The 16,764-nt window shown below is 62.3% G+C and carries 12 protein-coding genes; 3 read left to right on the forward strand and 9 right to left on the reverse strand.

All coding sequences use genetic code 11. The features are described from left to right. The 9 genes from BMZ46_RS19785 to BMZ46_RS19825 form a co-directional block, all read right to left on the reverse strand. On the reverse strand, positions 1-1,023 hold the full coding sequence (locus tag BMZ46_RS19785) for an ABC transporter permease (protein ID WP_074690321.1): 1,023 nt from the start codon (positions 1,021-1,023) through the stop codon (positions 1-3). Then, complete coding sequence (locus BMZ46_RS19790; protein ID WP_074690319.1) at positions 1,023-2,087, reverse strand: microcin C ABC transporter permease YejB; 1,065 nt, start codon at positions 2,085-2,087, stop codon at positions 1,023-1,025. Before BMZ46_RS19790 ends, BMZ46_RS19785 begins: the two co-directional genes overlap by 1 nt. Then, complete coding sequence (locus tag BMZ46_RS19795; protein WP_039768843.1) at positions 2,074-3,924, reverse strand: extracellular solute-binding protein; 1,851 nt, start codon at positions 3,922-3,924, stop codon at positions 2,074-2,076. Before BMZ46_RS19795 ends, BMZ46_RS19790 begins: the two co-directional genes overlap by 14 nt. Before the next feature lie 114 nt (positions 3,925-4,038). Next, positions 4,039-6,693 carry a TonB-dependent receptor gene (locus BMZ46_RS19800; protein WP_074690317.1) on the reverse strand — a complete coding sequence of 885 codons (2,655 nt, stop codon included), beginning with the start codon at positions 6,691-6,693 and terminating at the stop codon, positions 4,039-4,041. 117 nt (positions 6,694-6,810) lie between these two features. Beyond that, on the reverse strand, positions 6,811-7,314 hold the full coding sequence (locus BMZ46_RS19805) for an RES family NAD+ phosphorylase (protein WP_039768845.1): 504 nt from the start codon (positions 7,312-7,314) through the stop codon (positions 6,811-6,813). Next, positions 7,311-7,787 (reverse strand): antitoxin Xre/MbcA/ParS toxin-binding domain-containing protein, encoded by a 477-nt coding sequence (locus BMZ46_RS19810; protein WP_170844922.1) that lies wholly within the window; start codon positions 7,785-7,787, stop codon positions 7,311-7,313. Before BMZ46_RS19810 ends, BMZ46_RS19805 begins: the two co-directional genes overlap by 4 nt. Positions 7,788-8,056: 269 nt before the next feature. Continuing rightward, complete coding sequence (locus BMZ46_RS19815) at positions 8,057-10,981, reverse strand: TonB-dependent receptor (RefSeq protein WP_074690315.1); 2,925 nt, start codon at positions 10,979-10,981, stop codon at positions 8,057-8,059. Between the two features lie 90 nt (positions 10,982-11,071). Further along, entirely contained in the window at positions 11,072-12,019 is a 948-nt protein-coding gene (locus tag BMZ46_RS19820) for a FecR domain-containing protein (protein WP_074690313.1), read from the reverse strand. Then, the gene (locus tag BMZ46_RS19825; RefSeq protein WP_011334510.1) at positions 12,016-12,522 is read right to left on the reverse strand and encodes a sigma-70 family RNA polymerase sigma factor; all 507 of its coding nucleotides are present in this window, start codon (positions 12,520-12,522) and stop codon (positions 12,016-12,018) included. The genes BMZ46_RS19820 and BMZ46_RS19825 overlap by 4 nt, the downstream gene beginning before the upstream one ends. Before the next feature lie 298 nt (positions 12,523-12,820). Here BMZ46_RS19825 and BMZ46_RS19830 point away from each other — a divergent pair, with 298 nt between their 5' ends. The 3 genes from BMZ46_RS19830 (at position 12,821) to BMZ46_RS19840 (ending at position 16,718) form a co-directional block, all read left to right on the forward strand. After that, complete coding sequence (locus BMZ46_RS19830) at positions 12,821-14,539, forward strand: hydrogenase maturation protein (RefSeq protein ID WP_074690311.1); 1,719 nt, start codon at positions 12,821-12,823, stop codon at positions 14,537-14,539. Between the two features lie 60 nt (positions 14,540-14,599). Next, positions 14,600-15,463, forward strand: coding sequence for a LysR family transcriptional regulator (locus tag BMZ46_RS19835; RefSeq protein ID WP_039768849.1), 864 nt, complete (start codon positions 14,600-14,602; stop codon positions 15,461-15,463). 109 nt (positions 15,464-15,572) lie between these two features. Beyond that, positions 15,573-16,718 (forward strand): SRPBCC family protein, encoded by a 1,146-nt coding sequence (locus BMZ46_RS19840; protein WP_074690309.1) that lies wholly within the window; start codon positions 15,573-15,575, stop codon positions 16,716-16,718. Positions 16,719-16,764: the final 46 nt, after the last annotated feature.

Consider the following 16,764-nt stretch of genomic DNA (forward strand, 5'->3'; position numbering starts at 1 on the left):
TCAAGTCCTGGGGTCGAAGGCATCACGGCAGGCTTCGCCGATGAAAACGAGTAAAGAAAGAATCAGCGCCAGGGCGAAGAACGCCGTCAGGCCCAACCACGGTGCTTGCAGATTGTTCTTGCCCTGACCGATCAGCTCACCCAGCGAAGCACTGCCGGCGGGCATGCCGAAGCCGAGAAAATCCAGCGCCGACAACGTGGCGATCGCCCCGGTCAGAATGAACGGCAGGTACGTCAAGGTCGCACTCATGGCGTTGGGCAGAATGTGACGCACGATCACTTGCGCATCGCCGACACCCAGCGCCCGCGCCGCTTTCACGTACTCAAGTCCGCGGCTGCGCAGAAACTCGGCGCGCACCACGTCCACCAGACTCAGCCAGGAAAACAGCGCCATGATCCCCAGCAACCACCAGAAGTTCGGCTCGACGAAGCCCGACAGAATGATCAGCAGGTAAAGCACCGGCAGCCCCGACCAGACCTCCAGCAAACGCTGACCGAGCAAATCGACCCAACCGCCGTAATAGCCTTGCAAGGCACCGGCCGCGATGCCGATCAACGCGCTCACCGCTGTCAACCCCAGAGCAAATAAGAGCGACACCCGCGTGCCGAATATCACCCGCGCCAGTACATCTCGCGTCTGATCATCGGTGCCCAGCCAGTTTTCAGCGGTGGGTGGGCTCGGGGCCGGTTCGCTGAGGTCATAGTTGACCGTGTCGAAACCGAACGGGATCGGCGCAAACCACATCCGCCCGCCCTGCCCCTCGATCAGTTCACGCACCTGGGCACTGCGGTAATCTGGCTGGAACGGCAGCTCGCCGCCAAAATCCTGCTCGGTGTAGCGTTTGAACGCCGGGAAAAGCCATTCGCCCTGATACGTCACCAGCAACGGTTTGTCATTGGCAACCAGTTCGCCGCCCAGGCTCAGGCCGAACAGCGCGAGAAACAACCACAACGACCACCAGCCGCGCCGATGGGCCTTGAACCGCGCCCAACGGCGCCGTCCGATTGGAGAAAGCGTCGGCATCAGGCAGTCCTCGCGGTGAAGTTGATGCGCGGATCGACCAGCGTGTAACACAGGTCGCCCAGCAGTTTTATCAAGAGCCCGAACAGGGTGAAGATGAACAGCGAACCGAACACCACCGGGTAATCCCGCGACACCGCCGCCTCGTAGCTCAGGCGGCCGAGACCGTCGAGGGAGAAGATCACTTCGATCAAGAGCGAGCCGCCGAAAAACACCGTGACCAGTGCCTGAGGCAATCCGGCCACCACCAGCAGCATCGCGTTGCGAAACACATGCCCGTACAACACCTGTCGTTCGCTCAGGCCTTTGGCGCGGGCCGTGACCACGTACAGCCGCGAGATCTCGTTGAGAAAGCTGTTCTTGGTCAGGATCGTCAGCGTCGCGAAACCGCCGATCACCAGCGCACTGACCGGCAACACCAGATGCCAGAAGTAATCGGCAACCTTGCCCCACAGCGACAGCTCGGCAAAGTTGTCCGAGACCAGCCCGCGCACCGGAAACCAGTCCAGCGCCGTCCCGCCGGCGAACACCACGATCAGCAGCAGCGCAAACAGAAACCCCGGCATGGCGTAGCCGATGATGATCGCCGCGCTGCTCCAGACATCGAACGCCGAACCGTTGTGCACCGCCTTGCGGATACCCAGCGGAATCGATACCAGATAAGTGATCAGCGTCGCCCACAAACCCAGCGACAGGGTCACCGGCAGCTTCTGCCAGATCAGTTCGGTCACCGTCGCGCCACGGAAGAAGCTCTTGCCGAAGTCCAGTTGCGCGTAGCTCTTGAGCATCAGCCACAAGCGCTCGCCAGCGCTTTTGTCGAAGCCATACTGCCGCTCGATCTCGGCCACCAGTTTCGGATCCAGCCCCCGAGTCGCGCGGGACTCGCCGCCAATGCTTTCGACATGGCTGGCACCCACCGCCGCACCGACACCGATCCCCTGCAATCGGGCGATGGCCTGCTCGACCGGGCCACCGGGCGCGGCCTGCACAATCACGAAGTTCACCAGCAGAATCGCCAGCAAGGTCGGCACGATCAGCAGCAGACGCCGCAGGCTATAACCCCACATGGGCGTACTCCTTGTGCTGTTGCTGCATCTGCGTCGAGGTCAGCGCGGTCGGGCTGATTTCCCACCAGGTGTCGAGTCCGGCGTCGTACAACGGCGCAATAGCCGGGCGACCGAAGCGGTTCCACCACACCGTGGAAATCCCCGGCGGGTAATAGTTGGGAATCCAGTAGTAGCCCCACTGCAACACCCGATCCAGAGCATGGGCGTGGCGCAGAAGGCTCTCGCGATTGTCGGCCTGCACCACACCTTCTAGCAGCGCATCCACCGCCGGATCGCGCAGCACCATGTAGTTGTTCGAGCCAGGATCGTCGGCACCCTCGGAGCCGAAGTAGTTGAACAGCTCGCGCCCCGGCGCCTGACTCACCGGGTAACCGACGACGATCATGTCGTAGTCGCGGCTGCGCACGCGGTTGGTGTATTGCGCGGTGTCGACCTGGCGGATATCGAAGCCGATGCCGATCTGCGCCAGGTTGCGCTTGAACGGCAGCAGCAGGCGCTCGAAGCCCTTCTGGCCGTTGAGAAAAGTGAATTGCAACGGCTCACCGGCGGCATTCACCAATTGATCGCCACGGGGTTTCCAGCCGGCGGACTCCAGCAATTTCAGCGCCTGCAACTGTTGCGCACGAATATTGCCGCTGCCGTCGGTGCGCGGCGCCTCGAATACCTGGCTGAAGACTTCATCGGGAATCTTGCCGCGCCACGGATCAAGGATTTTCAGTTCCTCGGCATCCGGCAGTTCGGTGGCCGACAACGCGCTGTGGGAAAAGAAGCTGCGCTGGCGCAGGTACATGCTGCGCATCATCTGCCGGTTGCTCCATTCGAAATCCCAAAGCATGGCGATCGCCTGCCGGACCCGGCGATCCTGAAACATCGGTTTCTGCAGATTGAACACAAACCCTTGAGACCCTTGCGCAGCGCCGGGTGCGAGGTGTTCGCGCAGCAACTTGCCCTGCTCCAGCGCCGCGCCGGCGTAACCGATGGTGTAACTGGTGGCGGAGAACTCGCGGTTGTAATCGAAGCCGCCGGCCTTCAGTACTTGTCGCGACACGTCGGTGTCGGCAAAAAACTCCACGCTCAACTGATCGAAGTTATAGAGCCCGCGAGTGATCGGCAGATCCCTGGCCCACCAGTCCTTGATCCGCTGGAATTTCACGCTGCGTCCGGCATCCACCGCGCTGACCTTGTACGGCCCGCTGCCCGGCGGAATCTCGAAGCCTGCGCCATCGGCGAAATTGCGTGTGCGCCACCAATGCTCGGGCAGCACCGGCAACGTCGCCAGATCCAGCGGCAATGTGCGGCTCTCGTTGTTCTTGAACACGAAACGCACCTGGGTCGGCGACTCGACCTGCACCTCGGCGACATCACGAAACTGCTGGCGATACTTAAGGCTGCCCTGGGTAGTGAACAGTTCGAAGGTGTAGCGCACGTCTTCAGCGGAGATCGGCGTGCCGTCCTCGAACCGCGCCTTGGGGTTCAAGTAAAAGCGCAGCCAGCGGCGGTCCACGTCCAACTCCATGCGTTGGGCCACCAGGCCGTAGACGCTGTAGGGCTCGTCCTTGCTGCGATAGGCCAGCGGCGCATAGAGCCAGCCGTCGATGTCGGCAACGCCGGTGCCTTTGTCGATGTAGGGAATCAGGTGATCGAACGGGCCGCTCTCCAGCGAAGAGCGGCGCAAGGTTCCACCCTTGGGCGCAGCGGGATTGGCGTAGGCCAGGTGCTGGAAGTCCGGGGCGTATTTCGGGGCTTCGCCGTAGACCGTGAGGGCGTGTTGGGGCGCTGCGAACAGCGCCGGGCTCAGCAACAGACCGACACTGAACAGAATGACTCTGGAAAACATGGGCAGATCCTTTCACCACGTGCCTGCCTGACTGTGATGTGCAACAGGCCGGGCCTTTTTATAGGGCGGGGTTTAGAACGATGTGTTACTAAAACCTGCCCCGACCGATCTTTCTCAGAACTTGTAATTGACCCGCGTGTACAGCGTGCGGCCAAACGGGTCGCCGTATTTCGGGTCGTAGCCGCTTTGGAACGTGTAGGTCTGGTTGCTGAATGGTGGTTCGCGGTCGAACAGGTTTTTCACCCCGAGGGTCACCGCCAGGGTCTTGCGCCAGGTGTAGGTGCCGGCCACGTCCCAGACGTTGTACGAACCGACGTAATCGTGGGTCTCGCGATCCGAGTCGTGGTAACCGCTGGTGTAGCGGTTGGTCAGGCTCGCGCCGAGCGGGCCGTAGTTCCAGCTGCCGGTCAGGCTGTGACGCCAACGGGCCACGGCGCCGGCCGAGGCAAAGTCGCCACCGCGAAAATCGCCGAGCTTGTCGATGTAGTCGCCCTTGAGCTGCTGCTGATAGTCATAACGAGTCACGTAAGTGCCTTGCAGGCCGATGCCGAAATCGCCGTACGGTGTGCTCGGCAGGCGATAGTCGAAGCTCACGTCGACACCGTTGGTCTTGATCTTGCCGAGGTTGGCCAGGCCAGTGACGATGTGATCGATGGAACCATCAGGCTTGCGGATCAAACGCTCCGGGTACAGCTCCGGGTTTTCGAACACCGCCGATTCAGGGAATTCGGCGATCTGGTTGGCGATGTCGATCCACCAGAAATCCAGGCCGGTGGTCAGGCGATCGAACGGCTGGTAAACGAAACCGAGGGTGACGTTACGCGCGGTCTCCGGGCTCAGGTCGGTGTTGCCGCCAGAGGTGCGATTGAACTGCTGGGCGCAGTCGCGGTTGGCAATGCCGCCGTTGCTCGGGTTGCCACCGGCGCAAAGACGCGGGTCGTTGTAGTTGGCATTGGTGAACGAGGTAAACGTCGGGTTGTACAACTCATAAAGCGACGGCGCACGGAAACCTTCGCTGTAGGCGCCGCGCACCACCAGCTCCTTGAACGGCTGGAAGCGGAACGAGTATTTCGGGTTAGTGGTGCTGCCGAAGTCGCTGTACTTGTCGTGGCGCACGGCGGCGGACAATTCAAGGCTGTCGAGCACCGGCACGTTGACTTCGGCGTACTGCGCCGAGACGCTGCGATCCCCTTGTACGCTGCCGTTGGGATCAACACCCAGGCTCTGCACGTCGCCGGCAAACGCAGCGAAATCCTGATGAAAATCTTCCTTGCGATACTCGCCGCCCAGCGCCAGCGCCGAAGGCCCTGCACCGAACCAGTCGCCGATCTCGCGGCTGACACGCCCGTCAATCGCCTTGACCCGGCCCACCGCCGTCGCGTAATCGCCGTCTACCTCATTGGCCGCCAGCAACGCCGAACCGGCGGCGGTCTGCGGGCCGAACGGGTTGATCACACCGTTGGCGATGCCCTGGCTGACGGCGCGGTCGTTCACATAACCGCTGCGAATCGTGTTGACCACCTTGTTCTGGTTGTACGACGCGCCGAGGTTGTAATCCCACCCGACCAGGGTGCCGTCGAAGCTCAACAGCAGGCGCTGACCGGTGTTGTCGTCCTCATGCTGACGGGCACCGACGGCGGTTTCACGCCAGTTCACGTCCACCGGCTGCGTCGGGTCGAGGGCAAAACCGCTCGGTCCGGGCGTAATGCCGTTCCCCGGATAGAACGCCGTGCCAGGGTTGACCTGATTGCCCATCAAAGTGCCGGGCCCGATTTGGGTACGGTTTTCGTTGCGCGCCCAAAAGTATTCGAGGCTGACGTTGTGATCGTCCGACAGCTTGCCGGTGGCCTTGGCGAAGGCCGAGGTCTTCTCGGTTTCCGGCACCAGATCAAGGTAGTTCCACAGGCTCTGGCGGCAGATGCCGTTGCGTGACAACAGCCCCGGCGCATTGCAACCGGAGCCGGCCAGCGGGTTGGTGGCATTGCTGCCCTGGCTCCAGTTGGCGGGCGATGCCGTGCCGGAGGTGTAATCGAGTCCGCGCCCCGGCTGGTAGTTATAGGTGTAACCACGGTCGTCGGCGGCCAGGCGATTCTGCTTGTCGTAACTCACCACGCCGAAAACGTTGAAGCGATCGTCCTGTAAATCGCCAAAACCCCAACTGCCGCTGAAATTGCGACTTTCACCACCGCCAGAATGGGTCGGTGTGTCGTAGTTCGTGCTGATCTGACCTTCGGTGAGGCTGGTCTTGGTGATGAAGTTGATCACCCCGCCGATGGCATCGGTACCGTACAGCGCCGAAGCACCGTCGCGCAGCACTTCCACCCGGTCGATGGCGGCGAACGGGATAGTGTTGAGGTCGACGCCAGAGCCATTGATCGCATTGGTCGCGTTGTTGCTCAGACGCCGACCGTTGAGCAGCACCAGGGTCTTGTTCGGGCCAATGCCGCGCAGGTCGGCATAAGACGCCCCGCCGCTGCTCGACCCCACCGAGCGCCCGGAGCCCACCGAAGACTGGTTGGCCGAGATGCGGTTGACCAGCTCTTCAGTGGTGGTCACGCCCTGCTTCTGCAACTCCTCGACCCGCAGGATGGTGACCGGCACGGCGGTTTCGGCATCGACCCGGCGGATCGCGGTGCCGGTGACTTCGACCCGTTGCAGTTGGGTGGTCGGTTCGTTTGCCGTGCTGTCGGCAGCGACGGCCGGCAACGTGTTGATCGCCAGCAGCAAGGCCAGGCTCAAAGGGGATTTAACGGGTGAAAAATGGATCATGAACAGCCATCCCTGCGTTTTGGTTTATGCAGGGATGTGCGATGGCAGATGGGGACTTATAGGGTGCGATTTAGACCGTTGGGTGCTGAGGTTATGCAAAAAGAGGCGCGTGATTTTTCATACCAGTTCTGCGTCCTTGAGCAATCGCGTATCCAGCCCGAATCGCTCTTGCGAGACCATCCTGAATTGCCCCTCCGCCAAATCGCAGCTCACCAGCAAATTCCACGAGTGCCGGGTGGCTGCCGATGGAATCAGTACAAACGGGTGCTCGGCGAGCAACGCGTCGGCAAAATCCTGCTGGTTGGGCGAGGCCTGTGCGGGACTCATCCAGTAGGGGTTGGGCAGCTCCTCGGGTTGCACGATTTTCACAAGCGCCTCGCTGACCACCTCAAAGCACGTCAGCACATAGGGACTTCTATCAAGTGCGTTGAAACTCCCGTGAGCGGCCACCTCCAGAATGGCTGTAGATGGGTCGATCGAAGCATAAACGACACGGCGGCCGGGCCGGTTCCATCGACCGCCCTGCAGTTCTGAACCGATGCCGCTGTCCCATGTGCACCGATAAACCTCAGGGTCCAAACGCCACGCATACCAGCGGTCGTCCCAAGGCAGCGGGTTCATTGATAAACCCCGTATTTAATCCGGTGCAGATAAGCAATGACCGATTGATACCCCAGTGAGCTTTCAATCAATGCAACGGGTCTGTAACCGTTTAACCATTTGGTCGCCTTGCTCATCCACTCCTCGGCGCTCGGCTGATCGTGGAACACCTCGATAGCGGACTCAAGAGCGTGCGCATACTGAAAAGCGATCATGCTCTGCTGTCGGCTCATTCGCGTCGGCTCGCCACTACTCAGCAAGCGCCGCACGGTTCTGACCGACTTTCCGGTGATGAGCTGCACAAGCTCGCTTTCCCGGTAGAGCTCGGATGTTGAAATCATGTTCACAACGTCCCGCAGATCAAAACCTTCCCGCGCGTAACCAACAATGTGCATGGTGTCTCTGTCCCATATCCGGCCGTTCAGCAACACCTCAACAGGCTTCCCCTCGACCTTCTTCAGCCCCGTAAACCGGGGTGCTTTCGCTTGGGGCATCGGAACACCCTCCATAGGGCATCTGGCATGATCGTGGCGCCAGGAATCACGAGGGGAATAAGTAGAGTTTTCGTGCTCGAGATGTGGGATTCGCATAATCCATCCAATGTCAGGGGCCCGAGTCTCCAGGCCGGTCAGTGACTTCATGTCACGACCGATGCTATAGGCCCTGCTTCCGACGGCCAACCTTAAAAAGTCGTCGGAAATATCCCCGTTTTCGCCCAAAGTCCGGCAACTTCCGTAGGACGCTACCGGGCATTATTCCGCCTTCAACTCCCGAAGTGATAACTCACATCCAGCCACCACTGGCGCCCGTACGGGTCGTAGTTGCCGGTCGGGTAATACGGCCATCCCGCCGAGTCGTCATGCTTGACCTGATTGAGCACATTGTTCACGGTCAGCCCGACACTCGCCCGGTCGTTGAGCTTGTACCGTGCACTGGCGTTGAACACCGTCCACGGCGACAGACGCCCGTCGCCCGCGCCGTTGGTGACCGAGCCGTAACGAATCCCCATCAGCGTCGCCGTAGCTTTCTGGTAATCCCAGGTCAGGCTGGCGTTGACCTTGCTGCGCCAGTCGTAGTTGGTGCGCGAGGTGCGCCAGTCCTGGGTCGGGGCTTCGTCCGATTCCTTGTAGTAGTGCGAGAGCACCAGGGTGTAGCCCAGCGCCGAACTGAACGCGCCGTACTGCCCGGCGCCCCAGCGGATGTTGCTCTTGAAGTCCAGGCCGCTGACCCGCTCGCTGGCGGCGTTGATCGCGTTCACTCGCACCCGCTGCAACTGATTGGGATCGACGGCGGCGTTGCCGGGATTGCGATCGACGCGCGCCAGGGTCGACTGGCAGTTGGCCGAGTTGATGTCCTGGGTGCCATTGCGGCATTCGTTCTCTTGCTGCAGCAGACGGTTTTCGTCGACGGTGGTCAGCAGGTCATCGATCTCCACCCGCCAGAAATCGGTGGAGAAATCGAAATTGCGCGACGGCGACCAGACGAAACCGTAGGTCCAGGATTTGCCGCGTTCGGATTCCAGATCCGCCGTGCCGCTCTGGGTGTAATCGACCCGCCCGCGATCACAGGCGCCCTCCACGCCCTGGCTGCAACCGTAATAGTCGATCTGCGCCGGGTAGTAACCGTTGCTGTCGGACTGATAGATGTAGTTCAGGTCCGGGGCGCGGAAACTGGTGCCGTAGCTGCCGCGCACCAACAGGCTGTTCACCGGCCGCCATTCCAGGCCGAGGTTGTAGGTTTTCTGTTGTTCGGTGCGGCCACTGAATTTGTATTGGTCCCAGCGCCCTGCGGCTGTCGCCAGCACCGTGTCGGTGACCGGAATGCTGAACTCGCCGCCGGCCGCGTAACGCTTGCGCGAGCCGCCGGAGCTTTGCGCCGGGGTCACGCCGTAGAAACTGCCGTCATTAAGGCTGTCATCCGGATCGATGCGATATTCCTGCTTGCCCGCCTCGAGCACGCCGGCAAATCCCACCGGACCGGCGGGCAGGTCAAACAACTCGCCGTTGACCGACGCGTTGTAACTGGTGGAAACCGACTTGCTGCTCTGCGTCAGGTTGCCGCGAAACTGCTCCCATTCCTGCTGCGTCAGTGGCCGGTCGAGGCGCGAGGCATCCGGCGCGAACACCGGGTAACCGTCACGGGTGCCCAGCTGCGGGCCGAGGTAGAAATCCTGGATCGACGACAGCGGCGTGTAACGGGTGGTGCGCACGCTTTTGTACTCGGACCGGTTGGCCGCGAGTTCATAGTTCCACCCGGTGTCGGCGATCTTGTCCGAGAGGCCCAGGGTGCCGGTCCAGGAGGTGTCGCGCCACTTGCTGTTGTTGCTGGTGCGCCCGCCAATTTCCTCTTCGCCGAAGCGTCGATACCAACGCTCCAGATTGCCGCTGTTCTGGTTGATGAAATCCGGCGAGGTGAAGCTCGGGCCGCGTGTGTTGTTCTGGATGTGATCGAGGCCGTACATCAGATCGGCGAAAACCTGCCCGCTGTCGCTGAAATGCCAGGTGCCACGGGTGTAGCCGTCGTAGTTTTCCTTCTGGGTTTGCACCGTCCAGTAATCGTTGTAAATCTGGTCGGTGCGGCAGCGCCCGCCGCTGTTGAACAGCTTGTTGTCGAACGTGCCCTGATACGCGCCACAGCCGGGTCCCAGATAGCGGTTGTTGGTCAGGTCGCGACGGTAGCCGACATCCGCCAGCGGCCCGCTCTGCATGAAGCCGCGATCATCGGCCCAGATCGGATCGCGATTGGTCAGTTCGAGCCCGAACAGCCCGTCGAAGTCGCCCCAGCTGCCGCCGCCGCTGATCTGCAAGCGCTGGTTGTCACCGCCGCCGCGCTCGCTGGTGCCGCCCTTGAGATTGACGTCGACGCCATTCATTTTGTCTTTGAGGATGATGTTTACCACCCCGGCAATCGCGTCCGAACCGTAGATCGCCGAAGCGCCGCTGCTGAGCACTTCGATGCGCTCGATGATCGCCGACGGAATGTTCGCCAGGTTGGTGAAGTTGACCTTGCCGTCGTACGGCGTCGGGTAATCGGCGACCCGTCGGCCGTTGATCAGCACCAGCGTGTGGTTCGGGCCGAGGCCGCGCAGGTTGAGGGCGCTGGCCGCCGGTTGCCAGGTATTGCCGTAGTCTTCGCCCTGGGTCATGCCGGTGTTTTGCGTCTGCGTGGCGAGGGCGTCGTAGACGTTCTTGTAGCCGCGCGCTTCCATTTCTTCGTGGGTGATGACATTGACCGGGGTCGCACCATCGCTCTGCGCGCGGGCGATGCGCGAGCCGGTGACGGTGACTTTTTCCATGCGGTAATCGGCAGTGCTGGCGGGTACCACGGCAGCGGCCTTGACCGGCGTGGCACTCGGCGTATCGGCCGGGCGAATGCTCAGGCCCTGCGCCCCCTGTTCGACTTGCAGACCACTGCCGAGCAAAGCCTTCTCCACCGCCTGGCGGCCACCCAATGCCCCGCGCACCGCACTGCTGCGCTTGCCCTGAACCAAATTCTGACTGAAGGAAATCGGCACGCCGGTCTGACGCGAGATGTCCAGCAGCACCTCGTCGAGGGCCCCGGCGGCAATGTCGAAGGTAAAGACTTGAGTGGCGGCGTCTTGCGCCAGAACGGCGGCCGGGACCATACCCGTCGCCAGCACTATGGCCAGTGTCAGGCGGGACAATTGTTGTTGTTTGAATGAAAACATGAGGGGCTTCCCTGTTGAAGGCGTCTGCAGGGAATGAGCAGCGGGCCGGCGCTTTTTATAGGGGGACGGATAGACCGGGAAGTTATGGATTTATAACCGTGCTTCGATGCTGACCCAGTACGGGTTGTGCCAGGTGACACGGATCGGCAGCGAACGCTCCAGCAGCTGCAGGGTGCGGTCGCTGTCGTCCAGCGGATAGAGACCGCTGAGGCGCAAACCGGCGACCTCGGGACTCAGGTGCAGGATGCCGCGACGGTAGCTGCGCAGGCTGTCGATGACTTCGCTCAAGGGGCGATCACGCACTTCAAGCCGCCCTTGCACCCAGGCACTTTCCTGCCCTTTGCTGGGTTCCAACCCGAGGATTTCCTGCCCGTTGAACAGCAGACTTTCGCCCGCCTCCACCACTTGCCGCGCGCCGCTGGCGGTGACCACTTCGACCTGTGAATGCAGCATCACCAGCCGCGTCGAATCCTCACCGCGCTGCACCAGAAATTTCGTCCCGAGCGCGCGCATCCGCCCATGCTCGGTTTCGACCACAAAGGGGCGTCCCAGATTTTTCGCCACATCGATCAGCAGTTCACCGCTGCGCAAGTCCAGCAGACGCTCAAGATTGTTGAAGCGCGGCACCACGCGGCTGCGGGCATTGAGGGTCAGGGCGCTGCCATCCTCCAGCGTGAACGCCCGACGCTCGCCCGTTCCGGTCGACAACTCGCCGGCCTCCGGCAGCCAGCCATAGCGTCGCCCGAGCAGACCCGCCAGCACCGCGATCCCGAGCACACTCAAACTGCCGCTGAGGAATCGACGCCGACTGGACGGCGCATTCAGGCTGTGCAGGACACTTTCACGCGGCAAGCCGCGCAGGTTCGCATGGCGCAGCAGGTTCAACCCGCCACCCATTTGCTCGATGATTTGCTGATGCCGTGGATCCGCCGTGCGCCAGGCGTCGAAGGCCGCGCGCTCCTGCAAGCTGACGTGCCCCGATTGCAGCAGCGCCATCCATTGCGCGGCTTCGTCGATCAGCGTGTCGTCCGGCCTCATGCCTGCATCGCCTGATAGCAACGTTTGAATGCCTCGACCATGTATTGCTGCACTCGGCTGGTGGACACGCCGAGGCGTTCGCCGATTTCGCTGTAGGTCAGGCCATCGAGCTGGTGATAGAGAAACGCAGCCTTGGCCTTGGCCGACAGGCCGTTGAGCAAGCGATCCACCGCCAGCAGCGTTTCGATCACCAATTCCCGTTCCTCGGGCGACGGGTGCACCGGTTCCGGCGCCAAGGCAAGGCTTTGCAGATAAGCGCGCTCCAGATCCTGCCGGCGCCAGCCTTCATAGACCAGCCGCCGGGCAATCGTGGTCAACAGCGCGCGGGGTTCGCGAATCGCCAGCGGATCGGGCAGTGCCAAAACCCGAAGAAAAGTTTCCGAAGCAATGTCCTGTGCGCTGTGCGGGCAGCCGAGGGTACGGCTGACCGCTGCGCACAACCATCGGTAGTCCTTTTGGAACATTTGCCCGATGACCTGGTAATGCGGGTTGTGACTCCCCATGCCTTACTCCCTGAAAACGGGCTCCACCCGCTGCGAAAATCCATGGATACGCCGGGATCTTCCGGCGGTGATCAGGGGTGCGACTGTGCAATAGCGCCCGATACATTTGAAGTAATAAAAAATCAGGATCAGCAAACCTTTGAGAATAAGGCACGTCGTCGCCGCAGCAACATTGGCTGACACAACGTTGATCTCGATCAGTGGCGCCGGCCACGCCAGTCTCTAACCTTGCGCCTCCATCGATAGCCACGGACGGCTCACCGGGAGCCTGCGGCTAACCTTTCAAGGACGAGAAATCATGCGATCACTCAACATCATTCTTCTGTCGTCGGCGTTCAACGGCCTGACCCAGCGTGCCTGGCTGGAACTGCGTCAGGCCGGGCACTCACCCAGCGTGGTGCTGTTCACCGACGAAACCGCCGTGTGCGAGCAGATCGAAAACAGCGGCGCCGAGCTGGTGATCTGCCCGTTTCTCAAGGACCGCGTTCCCCACGCGCTGTGGAGCAACCCGCAGCGTCCGGTCGTCATCATCCACCCGGGCATCGTCGGCGATCGCGGTGCCAGCGCACTGGATTGGGCGATCATGCGCGAGCTGCCGTCCTGGGGCGTAACCGCCCTGCAAGCGGTGGAAGAAATGGACGCCGGACCGGTCTGGGCCACCTGCGAATTCAACCTGCCGACAGGCTTGCGCAAATCCGAGCTGTACAACGGGCGAGTCAGCGACGCGGCGATCCGTTGCATCCGTGAGGTGGTGGAAAAATTCATCGACGGCTTCGTGCCGGTGGCGCTGGACTACAACGATCCCAAGGTTCGTGGACGCTTGCAGCCGAACATGAAACAGGACGATCGCACCTTCAGCTGGCACGACTGCTCGCGCTTCATCAAACGCTGCATCGATGCGGCGGACGGCCAGCCCGGTGTGCTCGCCAGTCTCGCCGGCGGGCAATATTACGTGTACGACGCGCACCTCGATCAGCGCACCGGCATGCCCGGCGAGATTCTCGCGGTGCACGACGACGCGGTATTGGTGGCGACCGGTGATCACAGCCTGTGGATCGGCTCGCTGCGGCGCAAACCGCAACCGGGCGAGGAAACCTTCAAGCGTCCGGCGCGGCATGTGCTGGCCGGTCAGTTGTCTGGCGTGCCGGTGCTGGACTGGTCGATTGCCAACGCGCCGTTCAGCGACGAGCCGTATCAACCGATCCGTTATCGCGAGTCCGGTCTGGTCGGCGAGCTGACGCTGGAGTTCTACAACGGCGCCATGAGCACCGAGCAGTGCCGGCGCATGGTCGAGGCCCTGCGCTGGGCTAAATCCCGCGACACTCAGGTGCTGTTGATCAAGGGCGGACGCGGCAGTTTTTCCAATGGCGTGCATCTGAACGTGATCCAGGCCGCCGAAGATCCGGGCGCCGAAGCCTGGGCCAATATCCAGGCCATCGACGATGTGTGCGAAGAATTGCTCAGCGCACGGCAACTGGTGGTCAGCGGGGTTACCGGCAATGCCGGTGCCGGCGGTGTGATGCTCGCCCTGGCGGCTGACATCGTGTTCGCCCGCGCCGATATCGTGCTCAATCCGCACTACAAGAGCATGGGCCTGTATGGCTCGGAATACTGGACCTACAGCCTGCCCCGCGCCGTCGGCCCGGCCATGGCCGAACAACTGACCCAGGCCTGTCTGCCGGTCAGCGCTGCGCAGGCGCTGCAACTGGGCATGGTTCAGGAAATCGGCCCGCGCTGCCCGGACGAGTTCTCGCTGTGGCTGCTGCAACGGGCCAACAGTGTGCTGAGCGATCCGACTTATGCGTCGGTGCGCGAACGCAAGCTGCGGGTCGATCATGTGTTGATTCGTCAGTGCCGCGAGGCGGAGCTGCGGGAGATGCAGGAAGACATGCTGTACAACCGCAATCAGTTTGCCGAGAAGTGCCGCAACTTCGTCTACAAGCGCAAGACTTGCTGCACGCCGGCGCGGTTGGTGGAAGATTGGGCGCGGGTGCGTGAAGTCGAAGTGGCTGACTGAACAATGACGCGGTCCCGGGGCTGCCCGTACAATGCGCGGACCTCAACCACCGGCCCGCCCATGGACATCGACCTCGCCCGCACCTTTCTGGAAATCGTCCGCCACGGCAGCCTCGCCGCGGCGGCGGAAAAGCTGTTTGTCACGCAAACGGCAATCACCGCCCGGGTCCAGAAACTCGAAAGCCAGTTGGGCAGCACGCTGTTCGTGCGCAACCGCGCCGGTGCGCGGCTGACCGCCAACGGCGAGGCCTTCGTGGTCTACGCCAATCAGCTGGTGCAGACCTGGGAAGCCGCACGCCGCGACCTGCCCTTGCCCGAGGGCTATCACAACGTGCTGCACATCGGTGGCGAGGTCAGCCTGTGCAACCCGTTGATGCTCAGTTGGGCCGCCGAATTGCGCGAGAAAATCCCCGGCCACGCCTTGCGCATGGAGATCCGCGATGGTGAAAACCTGCTGCGTCAGCTCGAACTGGGGGTGCTCGATGCGGCGCTGGTCTATCAGCCGGAATACTGGCCGGGGCTGCAGGTCGAGCAGGTGCTGGAAGAGAAACTGATTCTGGTGACCACGCCCGGCCGCCCTGCCCCTTACGTGTACATCGACTGGGGCCCGGATTTCCGCCGCCAGCACGACGCCGCCCTGCCGGAAAAAGCCAAGGCTGCCCTGAGCTTCAACCTCGGCCCGCTGGCCCTGCAATACATTCTGGAGAACGGCGGCAGCGGCTATTTCCGGACCCGGGTCGTGCGTACTTATCTGGAAAGCGGCGCGCTGGAGCCGGTGACCAAAGCCCCGGAATTCGGCTACCCGACCTACCTCGTCTACTCCCGTGACCGCGACTCGGCGATCCTGCAACAGGCGTTTGACCTGCTGCGCGAGGTGATCAGGGCCGATGACGACTGGTCGCAGCGCTGGAACCCGTTGAGCTGACGGCCGCTATGCACCGGAGCATGGCACTTGTGACCTGAAGGTTGGCGCTGCACAAACGGCGGGATCGGCTACGCTGCCGGGATAACGACAATATCCGCAGGTGAGCGCAGTGAGGCAGACCACCGAGGCATTTCGCAGCCGCTACCGGGCGGCGATCCATCCCCGCTACAACCCGTGGCTGCACGGCGCGTTCGTGCTGCTGTTCGGCGTGCTGGCCATCGGCGCGTTCTGGAGCAGCGTGCACCTGGTGCGGCCGCTGGAATGGCTGACCGTGCCGCTGACCCTGCTGTTCTTCAATTTCGGCGTGTACATGGTGCACCGCCACCTCGGCCACCACAAAAAGAGTTTCGCGCGGATGTTCTACGCCCGGCATGCCGGCGATCATCACAGTTTCTTCACCCCCGGCCACATGACCTACGACGGCGCCCGCGACTGGCGGGTGATCCTGTTCCCGGCCTGGCTGATCGTGCTGCACACGCTGGCGATCACCCTGCCCCTGTGGTGGCTGTTCGCGCAGGTCAACAGCAACGTCGCCGGACTGTTCGGTGGCTGCATGGTGTTCGGTTACCTGACCTATGAAGTGTTTCACGCCTGCGAGCATCTGCCGCCGCAGAACCCGCTGACCCGCCTGCCGTGGATCCGCCAGATGCGCCGTCTGCACGAATTGCATCACCGTCGCGAGCACATGCAGGAGCGTAATTTCAATATCGTTTTTCCGCTGATGGACTACCTGTTCGGCACCCTCTACCGGGAGCCGGAAATCGCCCCTTTGACCGATTCGAGAACGCCCATGACCCGCATGCAGCACACAGTCGATATCGCCGGCGATCCGATCGCCGTCCTCGCCTACGCCGCCACCGTCAGTCGCTGGCCGGAGTGGCACCCGTCTTCGCTGAAGATCGACGGCCCGAGCGGTGCGTTGCATGCCGGTGCGCGATTCGACGAGGACATTCACGCCGGTGGGCGCGAGGGGCATTTGCGCTGGGAGGTCACCGAGTACCTGCCCGGCCGACGCTGGTGCGCCCGGGCCCAGGGTGATCAGGGTCTGTCGTTGCGGCTGACCTATGAATGCTCGGCGCACGACGCTGCCACGCGGTTCGTGCGCACCCTCGATTACCGGTTCGAAGGGATCGGCCTGCGCATCGCCAACCATCTGCTGCTCAAGCGGCGCATCGAGCGCGAGTCGGCAACGTCGATGCTGGCCCTGCGCGACATGGCCACCCGGCATCTCGCACTCGCGGGAGCCCACGTGTGAGATGGCGTTATCTGGTGTTGCTGCTGGTTGTCGGGGTTCTGGGCTT

Origin of the sequence: Pseudomonas sp. NFIX49 (assembly GCF_900115915.1) — a bacterium.
GTDB lineage: Bacteria > Pseudomonadota > Gammaproteobacteria > Pseudomonadales > Pseudomonadaceae > Aquipseudomonas > Aquipseudomonas pharyngis.